The organism is Citrobacter sp. Cpo142 (assembly GCF_030332425.1).
GTDB lineage: Bacteria > Pseudomonadota > Gammaproteobacteria > Enterobacterales > Enterobacteriaceae > Citrobacter > Citrobacter portucalensis.
On record NZ_JAOWHW010000149.1, the window covers coordinates 48,481 to 63,805 of the forward strand.

The 15,325-nt window shown below is 49.9% G+C and carries 17 protein-coding genes; 11 read left to right on the top strand and 6 right to left on the bottom strand.

Translation table 11 applies throughout. The features are described from left to right. Window positions 1–12 precede the first annotated feature (12 nt). On the top strand, window positions 13–426 hold the full coding sequence (gene yedD, locus OGY18_RS25750; protein ID WP_003030454.1) for a lipoprotein YedD: 414 nt from the start codon (window positions 13–15) through the stop codon (window positions 424–426). A gap of 40 nt (window positions 427–466) precedes the next feature. Here the strand turns inward: yedD and amyA are convergent, their stop codons facing one another. The 4 genes from amyA to fliD all read right to left on the bottom strand — a co-directional run bounded on the left by amyA (window position 467) and on the right by fliD (window position 4,229). Beyond that, a complete protein-coding gene (amyA, locus tag OGY18_RS25755; protein ID WP_286554830.1) occupies window positions 467–1,954 on the bottom strand; it encodes an alpha-amylase in 1,488 nt (495 codons plus the stop codon). Window positions 1,955–2,022: 68 nt separating this feature from the next. Continuing rightward, on the bottom strand, window positions 2,023–2,394 hold the full coding sequence (gene fliT / locus OGY18_RS25760) for a flagella biosynthesis regulatory protein FliT (protein WP_008785101.1): 372 nt from the start codon (window positions 2,392–2,394) through the stop codon (window positions 2,023–2,025). Continuing rightward, complete coding sequence (gene fliS, locus OGY18_RS25765) at window positions 2,394–2,801, bottom strand: flagellar export chaperone FliS (RefSeq protein ID WP_126317799.1); 408 nt, start codon at window positions 2,799–2,801, stop codon at window positions 2,394–2,396. Before fliS ends, fliT begins: the two co-directional genes overlap by 1 nt. A gap of 15 nt (window positions 2,802–2,816) precedes the next feature. After that, on the bottom strand, window positions 2,817–4,229 hold the full coding sequence (fliD, locus tag OGY18_RS25770) for a flagellar filament capping protein FliD (protein ID WP_286554832.1): 1,413 nt from the start codon (window positions 4,227–4,229) through the stop codon (window positions 2,817–2,819). Window positions 4,230–4,484: 255 nt separating this feature from the next. Between fliD and OGY18_RS25775 the strand changes: the two genes are divergently transcribed. From OGY18_RS25775 to sdiA, 8 genes are all read left to right on the top strand, one after another. Next, window positions 4,485–6,161 carry a FliC/FljB family flagellin gene (locus OGY18_RS25775; RefSeq protein ID WP_286554834.1) on the top strand — a complete coding sequence of 559 codons (1,677 nt, stop codon included), beginning with the start codon at window positions 4,485–4,487 and terminating at the stop codon, window positions 6,159–6,161. A gap of 162 nt (window positions 6,162–6,323) precedes the next feature. Further along, the gene (locus OGY18_RS25780; RefSeq protein ID WP_003030465.1) at window positions 6,324–7,043 is read left to right on the top strand and encodes an RNA polymerase sigma factor FliA; all 720 of its coding nucleotides are present in this window, start codon (window positions 6,324–6,326) and stop codon (window positions 7,041–7,043) included. A 57-nt stretch (window positions 7,044–7,100) separates the two neighbouring features. Then, window positions 7,101–7,652, top strand: a complete 552-nt coding sequence (gene fliZ, locus OGY18_RS25785) for a flagella biosynthesis regulatory protein FliZ (protein ID WP_003030467.1) — start codon at window positions 7,101–7,103, stop codon at window positions 7,650–7,652. 100 nt (window positions 7,653–7,752) lie between these two features. After that, on the top strand, window positions 7,753–8,553 hold the full coding sequence (tcyJ, locus tag OGY18_RS25790; RefSeq protein WP_003030469.1) for a cystine ABC transporter substrate-binding protein: 801 nt from the start codon (window positions 7,753–7,755) through the stop codon (window positions 8,551–8,553). A 107-nt stretch (window positions 8,554–8,660) separates the two neighbouring features. Beyond that, window positions 8,661–9,647 carry a D-cysteine desulfhydrase gene (gene dcyD, locus OGY18_RS25795; RefSeq protein ID WP_149282116.1) on the top strand — a complete coding sequence of 329 codons (987 nt, stop codon included), beginning with the start codon at window positions 8,661–8,663 and terminating at the stop codon, window positions 9,645–9,647. Window positions 9,648–9,667: 20 nt separating this feature from the next. Further along, window positions 9,668–10,336: a cystine ABC transporter permease gene (tcyL, locus tag OGY18_RS25800; protein ID WP_003030474.1), complete on the top strand. Its 669-nt coding sequence runs from the start codon at window positions 9,668–9,670 to the stop codon at window positions 10,334–10,336. Next, window positions 10,333–11,085: an L-cystine ABC transporter ATP-binding protein TcyN gene (tcyN, locus tag OGY18_RS25805; protein ID WP_003030477.1), complete on the top strand. Its 753-nt coding sequence runs from the start codon at window positions 10,333–10,335 to the stop codon at window positions 11,083–11,085. Before tcyL ends, tcyN begins: the two co-directional genes overlap by 4 nt. A gap of 230 nt (window positions 11,086–11,315) precedes the next feature. After that, on the top strand, window positions 11,316–12,038 hold the full coding sequence (gene sdiA, locus OGY18_RS25810) for a quorum-sensing transcriptional regulator SdiA (RefSeq protein WP_032934487.1): 723 nt from the start codon (window positions 11,316–11,318) through the stop codon (window positions 12,036–12,038). A gap of 66 nt (window positions 12,039–12,104) precedes the next feature. Here the strand turns inward: sdiA and OGY18_RS25815 are convergent, their stop codons facing one another. Together OGY18_RS25815 and OGY18_RS27605 are read right to left on the bottom strand one after the other, a co-directional pair. Beyond that, window positions 12,105–12,329, bottom strand: coding sequence for a DUF2594 family protein (locus OGY18_RS25815; protein WP_003030482.1), 225 nt, complete (start codon window positions 12,327–12,329; stop codon window positions 12,105–12,107). Between the two features lie 19 nt (window positions 12,330–12,348). Continuing rightward, entirely contained in the window at window positions 12,349–12,492 is a 144-nt protein-coding gene (locus tag OGY18_RS27605) for a hypothetical protein (protein WP_420269641.1), read from the bottom strand. A 296-nt stretch (window positions 12,493–12,788) separates the two neighbouring features. Here OGY18_RS27605 and uvrY point away from each other — a divergent pair, with 296 nt between their 5' ends. Together uvrY and uvrC are read left to right on the top strand one after the other, a co-directional pair. Further along, window positions 12,789–13,445, top strand: a complete 657-nt coding sequence (uvrY, locus tag OGY18_RS25820; protein ID WP_006684079.1) for a UvrY/SirA/GacA family response regulator transcription factor — start codon at window positions 12,789–12,791, stop codon at window positions 13,443–13,445. After that, window positions 13,442–15,274 (top strand): excinuclease ABC subunit UvrC, encoded by a 1,833-nt coding sequence (gene uvrC, locus OGY18_RS25825; protein WP_126317802.1) that lies wholly within the window; start codon window positions 13,442–13,444, stop codon window positions 15,272–15,274. Before uvrY ends, uvrC begins: the two co-directional genes overlap by 4 nt. Window positions 15,275–15,325: the final 51 nt, after the last annotated feature.

The window sequence follows — 15,325 nt, forward strand, 5'->3', positions numbered from 1 at the left end:
GCAGGATGAATGATGAAAAAATTAGCAATCGTTGGTGTATTTCTGGCGCTTACCGGATGCGCCGAAGTAGAAAATTATAACGACGTGGTGAAAACGCCAGCGCCAGCCGGTCTGGAAGGATACTGGCAGTCAAAAGGTCCGCAACGCAGTCTGGTCAGCCCGGAAGCGATTGCCAGCCTGGTGATAACGAAAGAGGGCGATACGCTGGATTGTCGCCAGTGGCAGCGGGTGATCGCGCTGCCGGGGAAACTGACGATGCTCTCTGGCGATCTCACCAACGTGACGGTTAAACGCGAGCTGTACGAGATCGAGCGCGAAGGCAATACGCTGGAATATGACGGTATGACGCTGCAGCGGGTGGATCGCCCGACGCAGGAATGTGCTGACGCGTTAAAGAAAACGCCGCTGGCAACACCGCTGCCATAAGCCGTACGCCCCGGTAACCATCGGTCACCGGGGTTGAGCTTTACAACACGTCTTCAATCACCCACACGCTGACGCTCCCGCCGTTACAGAAAAACGTCGCTTCGCCGTTTTCATCGGTGATCACGCTTTCTTCACGATTTCCCAGATAGTCGCGCCAGGTTTTATTGCCATAATTCGCGCCGAGATTGATGGTCTTTTCTCCGTCATCCCCGTTAGACAACACCACCACACAGCCGGGATCCTCGTCCGTGCCGCTGCGGCTAAAAGCGATAAAGTTAGGATGATCGAAAAAGAGCGTCTGTACCCCATGCGCGAAGCGCTGGCGTGCGAGGATCAGTTCATCAAGTTGTTCAATGATCGGCATGTCGATAGGATAGGTTTCGCCATCGCCGCCGGTGTCTTCGTAATGCGCTCCGTAGAGGTCAGGGTAAAATACCGACGGCACGCCGTTTTCGCGCAACAGGATCAGCGCATAGGCCAGCGGCTTAAACCATGGTTCGACGGGGGCTTCGAGTGCCTGCAAGGGTTGGGTGTCGTGATTGGCGACCAGCGTGACGGCATGAAAAGGATCGGCCTCCACCAGAGTGTCGGTGAAAATTTGGCTCATGTCGTAATCGCGGCCCTGACGGGAGGCCTCGTGGAATTTCATCTGCAAAGGGGCGTCGAACAGCATGGTTTTCCCCTCCACCTGATTAATGTAGGTTTGCAGCTTATCGACTTCATGGGACCAGTATTCCGCCACAATAAACAGCGGCTTGGGTGCCACTTCCTGCACGTGCTCGATCCACTCTTTGTAAAACCATGCCGGAATATGTTTCACAGCATCTAAACGAAAACCATCGCAATGGGTTTGATCCATCACCCATCGCGCCCAGTATTTGAGCTCCTCAGTCACCGCGTGATTGCGAAAATCAATGTTTTCGCCCATCAGATAATCAAAATTACCCAACTCATCATCAACCTGATCGTTCCAGCCTTCGCCAGTGTAGTCGTTAACGATTTTAAAAATCCCGTCTTCGGTTGGATTCTCGATATGGTCAATGCCGCTGAAGCATTTAAAATCCCAAATGAATTGCGAGTACTGGCCAGCGCGGGCAGGGAAGGTATAGCGCGTCCAGCCCTCGCACTCGACAATCTCATCATCTATTTGCGTGCGATCCTCAGCGTTAACGCGCTGGACGCGGATCTTTTCTTTCTCATCTGCGCCCATTTTGTGGTTAACCACCACGTCCAGCAGCACGGCAATATCATTGTGTTTTAGCGCGTCTATCGCCGCCAGCAACTGGTTTTTATCGCCGTATTTGGTGGCGACGGTTCCCTTTTGGTCGAATTCGCCCAGATCAAACAGATCGTAGGAATCATAGCCAACGGAATAGCCGCCGGACGCGCCTTTATAGGTGGGGGGCAGCCATACCATATTGATGCCGATATCATTGAGTCCGCCTGCGCGTTCGGCAAGTTCGGGCCAGAGTTGACCGCCATCAGGGTAATACCAGTGGAAGTACTGCAATAACGTGGGATTTTTCATCTTCCGTGCTCCAGAAGTCGTTTGGCCGACCTCTGGAGTATGGAAGATAATTCAGACGAGACGGGAAATTATTGTGGCGAGGTGGGGGCGTCGGGTACCAGCAGCATACCGGAAAGACGACCATAGGCGTTATTCAACGTCTTTTGTCGTGTCGACTGACCGATGAGGTTACTGAGTTCATCCAGGCGCTGCTGCAACAACGTTTTGAGCAGTTGTTCGTTATCCAGCGTCTGTTTAATGTACCCGGCCACTAAGTCCTGAATACTTCGCGTTATGCCCGGTGGAGTTTGCTCTTCCATGACCACTTCAATACTTTGCAGATAAGTAACTTCCTGTTCCAGTAAAAGGTCCCATTCACCGCGCTGCGCCAGTTCCAGCAGCGAGTGACTGAGTAGCGCGATGCGCTGCCAACGGTTGATAAACTCCACGGCTGAGGTCATTAACGAGACTCCTGGGACGACGCTTTCGGTGAGATCTGTTTCCAGGCTTCTGCAATGTTGCCGAGCAACCCTTCGACTTCTTCAACGGCCTGACAATCATTACGCAAGTTAGCTTGCAGTAAACGGCGAATCATATAGTCATACAGCGAGGACAGGTTGGTGGCAATTTCACTGCCATTCTCCTGATCCAGGCCTGCTTTCAGACCATTGTCGATAATGTTAATGGCTTTGCTTAAGGCCTCGCCTTTGGCGACGATATCACCCTGTTGCATAAACAGGCGAGCGCGCACGAGGGCGCTGTTCGCGCCATCAAACAACATTTCAATCAGCTGATGCGGATTGGCGCTCATTACGCCACTCTCTATGCTGACCTGTGCATAGGCTTTGGTACCGCTCGCGGTATACATACTTACCTCGTGTTATCAGGATTTATTCATCGCCGTAAATTGTTGGCTCAGATAGTTACTGGTGTTGTTGAGCTTGCTCATCATGGTGTCTAACTGCGTAAACTGTGCCGTGTAACGCGCCACCGTGTCATCAATGCTGGCGCTGACAGACAGATACTGTTTAGTCAGTTTTTTCAGCGTTGAGTTAATACTGTCTTGTGCGCTGTCGATAATACCGTCATCAGCCAGGTAGCTTTTTACTTCGGTGGCAATTTTGGTGGTAATACCGGTTTCTTTGCCGTCGCCGACCAGCAGTTCACGCACGGAGGCTGTATTTTCGTTCAGGACTTTTTTCAGCTTATCATCGTCAATTTTCAGCTTGCCGGTTGCGCCGTCCTGCTTAATACCAATTTCATTTAATGTTTTAAAAGCGCCATCACTGGCACCGTTGGCAAATTGTGCACGAATTCCACTTTGAATCGTACGAACAACACTGTCACCAAGCAGCGCTCCGTTATTTTTGTCTTGCGCTTCAGCACCCGGATCAACTTCTTTATATTTGGTCAGCGTATTAAAGGTGTCGATAAGGGAATTATATGAATCGACCCAGCCTTTAATGGCTTCGGTTGCTTTGTCGTTATTCTTTGTTACCGTGACTCGAACGTCAGTGACTTTTTTGGTCAGATCGAGTACTACGCCCTGAGGAGCATCGGTAATTTTATTACTGGAACGTTCAATATCGATACCATTTACGGTTAACTTCGCATTTTGAGCGTTAACCTGTTCCTTCATATTCCCGGTACCGGTTTCGCTGTCATACGCCAGCAGGTCATTTAGCTTGCTGTCTCCCTCAACGGAGATAGTCATTTTATTGGCTTCGCCTTCACTGGCAGTCAGTACCAATTGGTAGTCGCCATCTTTAACCTTAACGATGCTGGCCGAAATTCCGCTATCGGCATCGTTTATCGCTTTGCTGATCTCATCCAGTGAGGTCTGGTCTTTATTCAGCTTAATTTCCAGTGGCTCTTTACGGCCTTCCTGCGCAATTTTTATGGTGCGTATTTCTGCTGAACTGTCACCCAGCGCGTCTTTTGTTGACGCAATCTTAGTCGCTGAATTGGTTCTTAAAGATTGCGCTTGTGCCAGTTGGGTGACGCTAATGGTATAGATACCCGGTGCCGCCCCCGCTTCGGTGGTCACTTTCAGATCTTCACTGCTGCTGGTAACGGTTGTGCTTTTGAATAGATCGGCTTTATTTAATGCTGTGTTCGCAGTCTGAAATTTTTCCAGTGCACTTTTTAATGTGCCGTAGGCGGTCAGACGCGCGGTATTATCGCTTTGTTGTTGAGTTATTGGGTTTAAGCGTTTTTTTTCCGCGATAGTCAGGTTGTTCAGCAACGTATCCAGCGGCAGATTTGAACCGACGCCAAGAGAAGTAAATGAAGCCATGCCTAATTCCTTTTGATTGCAAACAGTAGTTAAGCGGGTTATCGGCAATCTGCGCGCAAAGTTTAATGATAGTTTTGTAAAAATAATGCGCAGAATAGTGGGGCATATTGCGGGTATTTCTGGGGCTAAGAAAAAAGAGGGCGGAAAGTAAAAATTTTCTAAAGTTCGAAATTAAGGTGCCGATACATGGGTTACGGTGAGAAACCGTGGGCAACAGCCCAATAACATCAAGTTGTAATTGATAAGGAAAAGATCATGGCACAAGTCATCAATACAAACAGCCTGTCGCTGTTGACCCAGAATAACCTGAACAAATCTCAGTCTTCCCTGAGCTCCGCTATCGAGCGTCTGTCTTCCGGTCTGCGTATCAACAGCGCGAAAGACGATGCTGCTGGTCAGGCGATCGCTAACCGTTTCACTGCTAACGTTAAAGGCCTGACCCAGGCTTCCCGTAACGCCAACGACGGTATCTCCATCGCGCAGACCACTGAAGGTGCACTGTCCGAAATCAACAACAACCTGCAGCGTGTGCGTGAACTGTCCGTTCAGGCAACCAACGGCACCAACTCCCAGTCTGACCTGGACTCCATCCAGAACGAAATCACCCAGCGTCTGAGCGAAATTGACCGTGTTTCCGGTCAGACTCAGTTTAACGGCGTGAAAGTGCTCTCTCAAGACAACAGCCTAAAAATTCAGGTTGGTGCAAATGATGGTGAAACGATTACAATCGATCTTAAGAAAATAACATCTGACACGTTGGGATTGAACGGTTTTAATGTGAATGGTAAAGGTACTGTAGCAAACAAAGCAGCTACCGTTAGCGATCTTAATGCTGCAGGTGGTGTTTTGGCTGCTGGTACTTATACCGTTACCACAGACCACAATAAACTTACAGCCGAAGAAGCTTTTAAAAATCTTAAAGATGGCGACTCTGTAACTGTAGCAAATGGCGCTGCTGCTGATGATGTTTATACTTACAATGCGGCATCTAATGATTTTTCAGTCAAGAAAACTGTGGCAACGGCTGCACCTAGTAAAGATTTCGGTGATACACTGAAGGCTGATGCGGGCAAAACGCAGAGTGGTACCTTCACATCCAAAAATGGTAACGTTAATTTCGAAACTGATGCTAGTGGTAAGATTACTATCGATGGTAAGGCCGCTTTCATCGTTAATGGTGCATTAACTACTAACGATGTTACAGGGTCAACTGCAGCCACTATGGGTGAGCTATTCAAAGCTGCTGATTTAGGGGCGAATGCTGCAAAAATCAGTTTTGGTGATAAAGCTTATGACTTTGCGGCTACAGCTGGTAGTGGTTTCACGTATACTGATAAAGTAAGCAGTGATTCTCTTTTGACCAATGTTAAAGCAAACACAGTTGCTAATGACGTAAGTATCAAATTCAATGATGGTCTTAAAACTGCTACTGCTAGTTTTACCAAAGGGGTATCTGACCTTACTTTCGTTGATTCTGACAATCAAATGACTACGACCGGTTCATATACCACTACCTATGTGGTAGATGCGAATAATGGTGAAGTAACCGTGACCGGTGGTACTGGTAATGGTAAATATGCAGCAGATGTTGGAGCAAAAGCTTACGTATCTGCTGATGGGAAACTAACATCCAAAAATACCAGTGAAGGTTCAGCCACTAAAGATCCTCTGGCAGCCCTGGATAAAGCGCTGGCACAGGTTGATGCGCTGCGTTCTGACCTGGGTGCGGTGCAGAACCGTTTCGATTCTACCATCACCAACCTGGGCAACACTGTTAACAACCTGTCTTCTGCTCGTAGCCGCATCGAAGATGCTGACTACGCGACCGAAGTGTCTAACATGTCTCGTGCTCAGATCCTGCAACAGGCGGGTACTTCTGTTCTGGCGCAGGCTAACCAGACTACGCAGAACGTTCTGTCTCTGCTGCGTTAATTTACGCTTATCGCGCAAACCCCGCTCCGGCGGGGTTTTTTATATTTAGCTTTACCCGTAACCCCCAAATAACCCCTCATTTCACCCACTATTCACCCGATTAAAACCCCTGCAGAAACGGATAATCATGCCGATAACTCATTTAACGCAGGGCTGTTTATCGTGAATTCACTGTATACCGCTGAAGGTGTAATGGATAAACACTCGCTGTGGCAGCGTTATGTACCGTTGGTGCGTCACGAAGCATTGCGCCTTCAGGTGCGTTTGCCGGCGAGCGTAGAACTGGATGACCTGCTACAAGCGGGCGGCATCGGGTTATTGAATGCCGTTGACCGATATGACGCTTTGCAAGGAACGGCATTTACCACTTACGCAGTGCAGCGTATTCGTGGAGCAATGCTGGACGAACTACGTAGCCGGGATTGGGTGCCGCGTAGCGTTCGGCGCAATGCTCGCGAAGTGGCACAGGCGATGGGACAACTGGAGCAGGAATTAGGGCGCAACGCGACGGAAACAGAAGTGGCGGCGCGTCTGGCTATTCCTGTGCAAGAGTATCGTCAGATGTTGCTCGATACCAATAACAGCCAGCTCTTCTCTTATGACGAGTGGCGGGAAGAGCATGGCGATAGTATTGAGCTGGTGACGGAAGAACATCAGCAGGAAAACCCGTTACAACAGCTACTTGAGGGTAATCTCCGCCAGCGCGTGATGGACGCGATCGAGGCGTTGCCGGAGCGCGAAAAGCTGGTGTTAACGCTGTACTACCAGGAAGAGCTGAATCTGAAAGAGATTGGCGCGGTACTGGAAGTCGGGGAATCACGGGTCAGCCAGTTGCACAGTCAGGCCATCAAACGTCTACGCACCAAGCTGGGTAAGCTATAGGGGTACATTATTACCCCTGAACAATGCCGCATTACGAATTGACTACCAGGAGTTCTCATGACGGTGCAGCAATCAAAAAGACGGCCTCTAAGCCGCTACCTCAAAGATTTCAAACACAGCCAGACGCATTGCGCCCATTGCTTTAAGTTGCTCGACCGGATCACGCTGGTTCGTCGCGGGCAAATTGTGAATAAAATCGCCATCGCCCGCCTGGACACTTTGTTGGATGAGGCCGAGTGGGAGCAGGAGAAAAAAGAGTGGGTGGCACTGTGTCGTTTTTGTGGTGATTTGCATTGCAAAGAGCAGAGCGACTTTTTCGATATTATCGGTTTTAAACAGTTTTTATTTGAGCAGACCGAAATGAGTCACGGCACGGTACGTGAATACGTTGTCCGTCTGCGTCGCCTCGGGAATCATCTGACCGAACAAAATATCTCTCATGACCTGCTGCAGGAAGGGTTCCTCGACGAAAACCTTGCCCCGTGGCTGCCGGAAACCAGCACCAACAATTACCGCATCGCCTTACGTAAGTATGAGCAGTTCAAAGCCCATACCCATATGGGTCATATGCAGAAATCCTCCTGGACAGCCAGTTCTGATATATATTAAAAACGAATAAGGTGTAACAGAGTTGTGTTTGTGGATCACAGCAAACGCTTTACACTATGCTCATAAATAGCAGTCACTAATGACAATATTCGGGGTAACTATGAAATTAGCACTTCTGGGACGTCAGGCTCTGATGGGTGTAATGGCTGTTGCACTTGTCGCTGGAATGAGCGTAAAGACTTATGCAGATGAAGGTCTGTTAAATAAAGTTAAAGAGCGTGGCACGCTGCTGGTGGGCCTGGAAGGGACCTATCCCCCGTTTAGTTTTCAGGGCGATGATGGCAAGTTGACCGGTTTCGAAGTGGAGTTCGCTGAGGAACTGGCCAAGCACCTTGGGGTGAAAGCTAATCTGAAGCCGACCAAGTGGGACGGTATGCTGGCCTCTCTTGATTCCAAGCGCATTGACGTGGTCATCAACCAGGTGACCATCTCTGACGAACGTAAGAAAAAATACGATTTCTCTACCCCGTATACGGTTTCTGGTATTCAGGCGCTGGTGAAGAAAGGTAATGAAGGCGTTATTAAGACCGCTGCCGATCTGAAAGGTAAAAAAGTCGGCGTTGGTCTGGGCACCAACTATGAAGAGTGGCTGCGCCAGAACGTGCAGGGCGTGGATATTCGTACCTATGATGATGACCCGACCAAATACCAGGATCTGCGTGTAGGCCGTATCGACGCCATTCTGGTTGACCGTCTGGCGGCGCTGGATCTGGTCAAAAAAACCAAAGATACGCTGGCTGTGACCGGTGAAGCATTCTCCCGCCAGGAGTCCGGCGTGGCGCTGCGCAAAGGCAATGAAGATCTGCTGAAAGCGGTTGATGCGGCCATTGCTGAAATGCAGAAAGACGGTACGCTGAAAGCCCTTTCTGAAAAATGGTTTGGAGCGGATGTGACGAAATAATCGGCATCCGATGAAAAAAGGCGCCTTTAACAGCGCCTTTTTTTATTTCATTGCGCCTGAGCGTGCATAATAAAAAGAACATCACAACAACGAATACCGGAGGCTGTATGCCGCTGCATAACTTAACGCGCTTTCCACGTCTGGAATTTATTGGCGCACCAACGCCGCTCGAATATCTTCCACGCTTCTCCGACTACCTTGGGCGCGATATTTTCATCAAACGCGATGACGTCACGCCGATGGCCTTGGGCGGCAATAAGCTGCGTAAGCTGGAGTTCCTTGCCGCAGACGCACTGCGTGAAGGCGCTGATACGCTGATAACCGCGGGTGCGATTCAGTCTAACCATGTGCGCCAGACGGCGGCGGTAGCAGCTAAACTTGGCCTGCACTGCGTGGCGCTGTTGGAAAATCCGATTGGCACCACGGCGGAAAACTATCTCACCAACGGCAACCGTCTGCTGCTGGACCTGTTTAATACGCAAATCGAAATGTGCGATGCGCTGACCGACCCGAATGCGCAACTTCAGGAACTGGCGACGCGCATTGAAGCACAGGGCTTCCGCCCGTATGTGATCCCGGTTGGCGGTTCTAACGCGCTGGGCGCACTGGGTTATGTGGAAAGCGCGCTGGAAATTGCCCAGCAGTGTGAAGGGGCCGTCGCGCTCTCTTCCGTAGTGGTTGCCTCGGGCAGTGCGGGAACGCATGCCGGACTGGCCGTGGGTCTGGAACAATTGATGCCAGACGTCGAACTTATCGGCGTGACTGTCTCGCGCAGCGTGGCGGATCAAAAACCCAAAGTTGTTACGCTGCAGCAGGATATTGCCCGAGAACTGGAACTGACGGCCTCCGCGGATATCCTGCTATGGGACGATTATTTTGCGCCAGGCTACGGTACGCCAAACGAAGAGGGCATGGAGGCGGTAAAATTGCTGGCGCGCCTGGAAGGCATTTTGTTGGATCCGGTGTATACCGGTAAGGCGATGGCGGGTTTGATTGACGGTATCAGCCAGAAACGCTTTAAAGACGAAGGGCCAATCCTCTTTATTCATACCGGTGGGGCACCAGCACTGTTTGCCTACCATCCTCATGTGTAACAACCAGGTCGAAAACGCTAATGCATGAAAGTATCCAACTGGTAATTGATTCTCTGCCGTATCTGCTCAAAGGCGCGGTTTTTACGCTGCAACTGAGTATCGGCGGGATGTTTTTTGGCCTCGTGCTGGGGTTTATCCTGGCGCTGATGCGTTTGTCACCGCTGTTGCCTGTGCGCTGGCTGGCGCGTTTTTATATCTCTATTTTTCGCGGAACACCGCTGATTGCCCAGCTGTTCATGATCTATTACGGTCTGCCGCAGTTTGGTATTGAGCTTGATCCCATCCCGGCGGCGATGATTGGCTTGTCGCTGAATACGGCTGCCTACGCTGCAGAAACCCTGCGTGCGGCAATCTCTTCCATCGACAAAGGACAGTGGGAGGCGGGTGCCAGTATTGGTATGACGCGCTGGCAGACCATGCGCCGGGCAATCCTGCCGCAGGCTGCGCGCGTTGCGTTGCCGCCGCTGAGCAACAGCTTTATCAGTCTGGTGAAAGATACTTCTTTGGCCGCCACTATTCAGGTACCGGAACTGTTCCGTCAGGCGCAGCTGATTACCTCGCGTACGCTGGAAGTCTTTACGATGTATCTGGCGGCCTCGTTGATTTACTGGGTGATGGCGACGGTGCTTTCTGCGCTGCAAAACTATTTTGAAGAACAACTGAATCGCCAGGAGAGAGAGCCGAAATGAGTGCTATCGAAGTCAGAAACCTGGTCAAAAAATTTCATGGGCAAACGGTGCTGCATGGGATCGATCTTGACGTCAAACCTGGTGAAGTAGTCGCGATTATCGGGCCGAGCGGATCGGGCAAAACCACGCTGCTGCGTAGCATTAATTTGCTGGAGCAACCGGAGGCGGGCACCATTAAAGTGGGTGAGATTACCATTGATACCGCGCGTTCGTTGACCCAGCAGAAAGGGCTGATTCGTCAGTTACGTCAGCACGTCGGTTTTGTGTTCCAGAACTTTAATTTGTTCCCGCATCGGACGGTGCTGGAAAACATTATTGAAGGGCCGGTGATAGTCAAAGGTGAACCAAAAGCTGAAGCGACAGCTCGTGCGCGCGAGCTGCTGGCGAAAGTCGGGCTGGCGGGTAAAGAAACCAGCTATCCGCGGCGTTTATCGGGCGGACAGCAGCAGCGAGTAGCGATTGCCCGAGCGCTGGCGATGCGACCTGAGGTTATTCTTTTTGATGAGCCGACCTCTGCGCTTGATCCTGAACTGGTTGGCGAGGTACTTAATACCATCCGCCAACTGGCGCAGGAAAAACGCACCATGGTGATTGTGACGCATGAAATGAGCTTTGCTCGCGATGTTGCCGATAGAGCGATATTTATGGATCAAGGACGGATTGTAGAGCAGGGACCAGCAAAATCCTTATTCACGCATCCCCAGCAGCCGCGTACCCGTCAGTTTCTTGAAAAGTTTTTGATGCAATAAATAGTGCGAAGAGCGCTCGCCGGGATTGTTTCTGGTGAGTGCTCTTCGCATAACTATTTATAATTATTGCTTTATTATTAACATTTGATTCTGTTACTTCCTTCCGCTGTTGAGTAGTACTCAAGTAATTGTTCATTTGTCCGATAATTTGCATATATAAAATACATTTATGTGTTAGCTTGTTTCATATGTTTGGATGATTATCAATCTCAGGGGCATTACCACTTAGTATGCAGGATCATGATTTCTTCACCTGGCGACGGAGCATGCTGTTACGCTTTCAGGAAATGGCGGCGGCAGAGGATGTCTATAATGAATTACAGCAACAGACGCAGCACTTAGAGTTTGATTTTTACGCGCTCTGTGTTCGTCATCCGGTACCTTTTACCCGACCTAAAACGTCACTTCATACGACCTATCCCAAAGCATGGGTGGCGCATTATCAGTCCGAAAATTATTTCGCCATTGATCCGGTGCTGAAACCTGAAAACTTCAGTCAGGGGCATTTACCCTGGAACGATACTCTGTTTCGCGATGCGCAACCTTTGTGGGACGCCGCACGCAATCACGGTTTACGCAAAGGGATGACGCAATGCTTAATGTTGCCTAATCGGGCGTTGGGTTTTTTATCGGTATCGCGGGCGAGTATCCGTAATAGTCGCTTTGCAAACGATGAAGTGGAGCTCAGGATGCAGCTTCTGGTACGGGAAAGCCTGTCTGTACTGACGCGGCTGGAAGATGACATGGTTATGGCGCCAGAAATGCGCTTTAGCAAGCGGGAAAAGGAAATATTGAAATGGACGGCCGAGGGCAAGACCTCTTCAGAGATAGCCATCATTCTGTCGATTTCCGAAAATACAGTGAACTTCCACCAGAAGAATATGCAAAAGAAATTCAATGCGCCAAACAAAACGCAGATAGCCTGTTATGCCGCGGCAACCGGGCTTATCTGAGTAAATTATCGTTCTGAGTGTCAGACGCAAAACCGGCTGAGAGCATTGCTATCAGCCGGTTTCTTTTTACTGGCGGTAAGCTTGTTTAATTTGCTTAACCGTGTTGGAAAATACCGCCGCCTGTGATTGATCTTCAATCAGCGCGAGCTGTTTTTCCATTTTAAGAATCACGCGGCCTGCATCGGCTTGACCCATTGCCTGCAGCATCAGCGTTAACATGGCTTTCAGGCAGGTGACTTCATTGGCCAGTTCCTGGTTATTCTCAGCAGTGGAAAAGTCAGGCGTACTCATTTATTTTCCTCGTTATGTTTCAATGAAAAAGTGCGATGTCAAATCTTAAGGCGGCGGAGTATACCATAAGCGAGGCTAAAAATATCTGTGGTTGTTTTTTGCGCGGATTAATGTTGTGGACATTAAAATAAACAATATGTTGCAGTGCATATATTTTCTCCACATGTTGTTTATTTCGAGTATTTTCCTCGTTAATTATTGTTACAACTTTGACTGCCTATTTTGCATTCAGCGGAGGAATATGAATTTTTTGTCACTATTCTGAAACAGCTATGCAGATATAACCGTGGCAGAAGGCTGTCAGGACTGAAAGTTTCCACTCGTCGTACAATCTAATTTCCAAAAACGAGAGCAAAATCGAAAGTCGGGCGTTTTTTACATTTCAAAGTTGAGATAAAACCCGTTAACATAGGACCGATTAACTATCGGTAGCGTTATCCCTATTCTGGAGATATTCCTTTGATCAACGTTTTTCTTGTTGATGACCACGAACTGGTGCGCGCAGGGATACGACGCATTCTGGAAGATATAAAAGGCATAAAAGTTGTCGGCGAAGCGTGCTGCGGTGAAGATGCGGTAAAATGGTGCCGCTCAAATTCCGTTGACGTTGTGCTGATGGATATGAATATGCCCGGTATTGGCGGTCTGGAAGCAACCCGCAAAATTGCGCGTTCCACTGCAGACATTAAAGTGATCATGCTGACGGTACACACCGAAAACCCATTACCTGCAAAAGTTATGCAGGCAGGGGCGGCAGGGTATCTCAGCAAAGGCGCCGCCCCCCAGGAAGTAGTGAGTGCGATTCGTTCGGTTTATTCCGGGCAGCGTTATATTGCCTCCGATATCGCTCAGCAAATGGCGCTCAGCCAGATTGAGCCTGAGAAAACGGAAACCCCGTTTGCCAGTTTGTCTGAACGCGAGTTGCAGATTATGCTGATGATCACCAAAGGTCAGAAGGTCAATGAGATCTCAGAGCAACTGAATCTTAGTCCTAAAACGGTGAACAGCTATCGCTATCGAATGTTCAGTAAATTAAACATTCACGGCGATGTAGAGCTGACTCACCTGGCAATTCGCCATGGCCTGTGTAATGCGGAGACATTAACAAGCCAGTGACCGATCAGTTTGATGCCAAAGCGTTCCTGAAAACCGTGACCAGTCAGCCCGGCGTCTATCGTATGTATGATACCGCCGGGACGGTTATCTATGTCGGGAAAGCGAAAGACCTGAAAAAAAGGCTTTCCAGCTACTTCCGTAGTAATCTTGCGTCACGCAAGACCGAAGCGCTGGTCGCGCAAATCCAGCAGATTGATGTCACGGTAACGCACACTGAAACCGAAGCGTTATTGCTTGAGCACAACTACATCAAGCTGTATCAGCCGCGCTATAACGTATTGCTGCGCGATGATAAATCCTACCCTTTTATATTCCTTAGCGGCGATACCCACCCGCGTCTGGCGATGCATCGCGGGGCAAAGCATGCCAAAGGCGAGTACTTTGGACCGTTCCCTAACGGTTATGCGGTGCGTGAAACGCTGGCGCTGTTGCAGAAAATATTCCCTATCCGCCAGTGCGAAAACAGCGTTTATCGCAACCGTTCTCGGCCTTGTCTGCAATATCAGATTGGCCGCTGTCTTGGTCCGTGTGTTGCGGGTCTGGTGAGTGAGGAAGAGTATGCTCAGCAGGTCGAGTATGTTCGTCTGTTTCTGTCCGGAAAGGACGATCAGGTATTAACGCAGCTGATCGCCCGCATGGAAAAGGCCAGCCAAAATCTCGAATTTGAAGAGGCTGCGCGCATTCGTGACCAAATCCAGGCCGTACGCCGCGTGACAGAAAAACAGTTTGTCTCTAATAACGGAGACGATCTGGACGTCATTGGCGTGGCGTTTGACGCCGGTATGGCCTGTGTGCACGTTCTGTTTATTCGCCAGGGTAAAGTGCTGGGCAGCCGCAGCTATTTCCCGAAAGTACCCGGTGGCACGGAACTCGGCGAGGTCGTCGAAACCTTTGTCGGGCAGTTTTATCTGCAGGGGAGCCAGATGCGTACCTTACCCGGGGAAATCCTGCTCGATTTTAATCTTAGCGATAAAACCCTGCTGGCAGACTCTCTGTCTGAACTGGCCGGCAGAAAGATTAACGTGCAGACGAAACCGCGAGGAGATCGCGCACGTTATCTCAAGCTGGCGCGGACCAACGCGGCAGTGGCGCTCACCACAAAACTTTCTCAGCAGTCGACGATTACGCAACGTCTGACGGCGCTGGCATCGGTATTGAAGTTACCTGCGGTGAAGCGTATGGAATGCTTCGACATCAGCCATACGATGGGTGAGCAGACGGTAGCCTCCTGCGTGGTCTTTGATGCCAATGGCCCGCTTCGCGCAGAATATCGCCGCTACAACATTACCGGTATTACGCCGGGTGATGATTATGCGGCGATGAATCAGGTCTTACGTCGGCGTTACGGGAAGGCGATTGAAGAAAGTAAGATTCCGGACGTCATATTGATCGATGGTGGTAAAGGCCAACTGGGGCAGGCGAAAGCCGTTTTTGCTGAGCTGGACGTTCCCTGGGACAAACAGCACCCACTCTTGCTGGGGGTGGCAAAAGGGGCCGATCGTAAAGCCGGTCTGGAAACGCTGTTCTTTGAGCCGGAAGGTGAGGGCTTTAGTTTGCCGCCGGATTCGCCTGCATTGCACGTTATCCAGCATATCCGCGATGAATCTCACGATCATGCGATTAGCGGGCATCGTAAAAAGCGGGCGAAAGTGAAAAGCACCAGTACGCTTGAGACCATCGAAGGTGTCGGGCCAAAGCGTCGCCAGATGTTGTTGAAATATATGGGAGGTTTGCAAGGCCTTCGTAACGCAAGTATCGAAGAAATTGCAAAAGTGCCGGGTATTTCGCAAGCTCTGGCAGAAAAGATCTTCTACTCGTTGAAACATTAGGCCCTCTGTAGCAACATAGGGGTAATTTCACTGACAACAGATAGTTATCCG

What these genes read in the sequence shown, in the direction of transcription:
- yedD (WP_003030454.1), top strand. Translation starts at nt 13, where the DNA reads ATGAAAAAATTAGCAATCGTTGGTGTATTTCTGGCGCTTACCGGATGC.
- amyA (WP_286554830.1), bottom strand. Translation starts at nt 1,954, where the DNA reads ATGAAAAATCCCACGTTATTGCAGTACTTCCACTGGTATTACCCTGAT.
- fliT (WP_008785101.1), bottom strand. Translation starts at nt 2,394, where the DNA reads ATGACCTCAGCCGTGGAGTTTATCAACCGTTGGCAGCGCATCGCGCTA.
- fliS (WP_126317799.1), bottom strand. Translation starts at nt 2,801, where the DNA reads ATGTATACCGCGAGCGGTACCAAAGCCTATGCACAGGTCAGCATAGAG.
- fliD (WP_286554832.1), bottom strand. Translation starts at nt 4,229, where the DNA reads ATGGCTTCATTTACTTCTCTTGGCGTCGGTTCAAATCTGCCGCTGGAT.
- OGY18_RS25775 (WP_286554834.1), top strand. Translation starts at nt 4,485, where the DNA reads ATGGCACAAGTCATCAATACAAACAGCCTGTCGCTGTTGACCCAGAAT.
- fliZ (WP_003030467.1), top strand. Translation starts at nt 7,101, where the DNA reads ATGACGGTGCAGCAATCAAAAAGACGGCCTCTAAGCCGCTACCTCAAA.
- tcyJ (WP_003030469.1), top strand. Translation starts at nt 7,753, where the DNA reads ATGAAATTAGCACTTCTGGGACGTCAGGCTCTGATGGGTGTAATGGCT.
- dcyD (WP_149282116.1), top strand. Translation starts at nt 8,661, where the DNA reads ATGCCGCTGCATAACTTAACGCGCTTTCCACGTCTGGAATTTATTGGC.
- tcyL (WP_003030474.1), top strand. Translation starts at nt 9,668, where the DNA reads ATGCATGAAAGTATCCAACTGGTAATTGATTCTCTGCCGTATCTGCTC.
- tcyN (WP_003030477.1), top strand. Translation starts at nt 10,333, where the DNA reads ATGAGTGCTATCGAAGTCAGAAACCTGGTCAAAAAATTTCATGGGCAA.
- sdiA (WP_032934487.1), top strand. Translation starts at nt 11,316, where the DNA reads ATGCAGGATCATGATTTCTTCACCTGGCGACGGAGCATGCTGTTACGC.
- OGY18_RS25815 (WP_003030482.1), bottom strand. Translation starts at nt 12,329, where the DNA reads ATGAGTACGCCTGACTTTTCCACTGCTGAGAATAACCAGGAACTGGCC.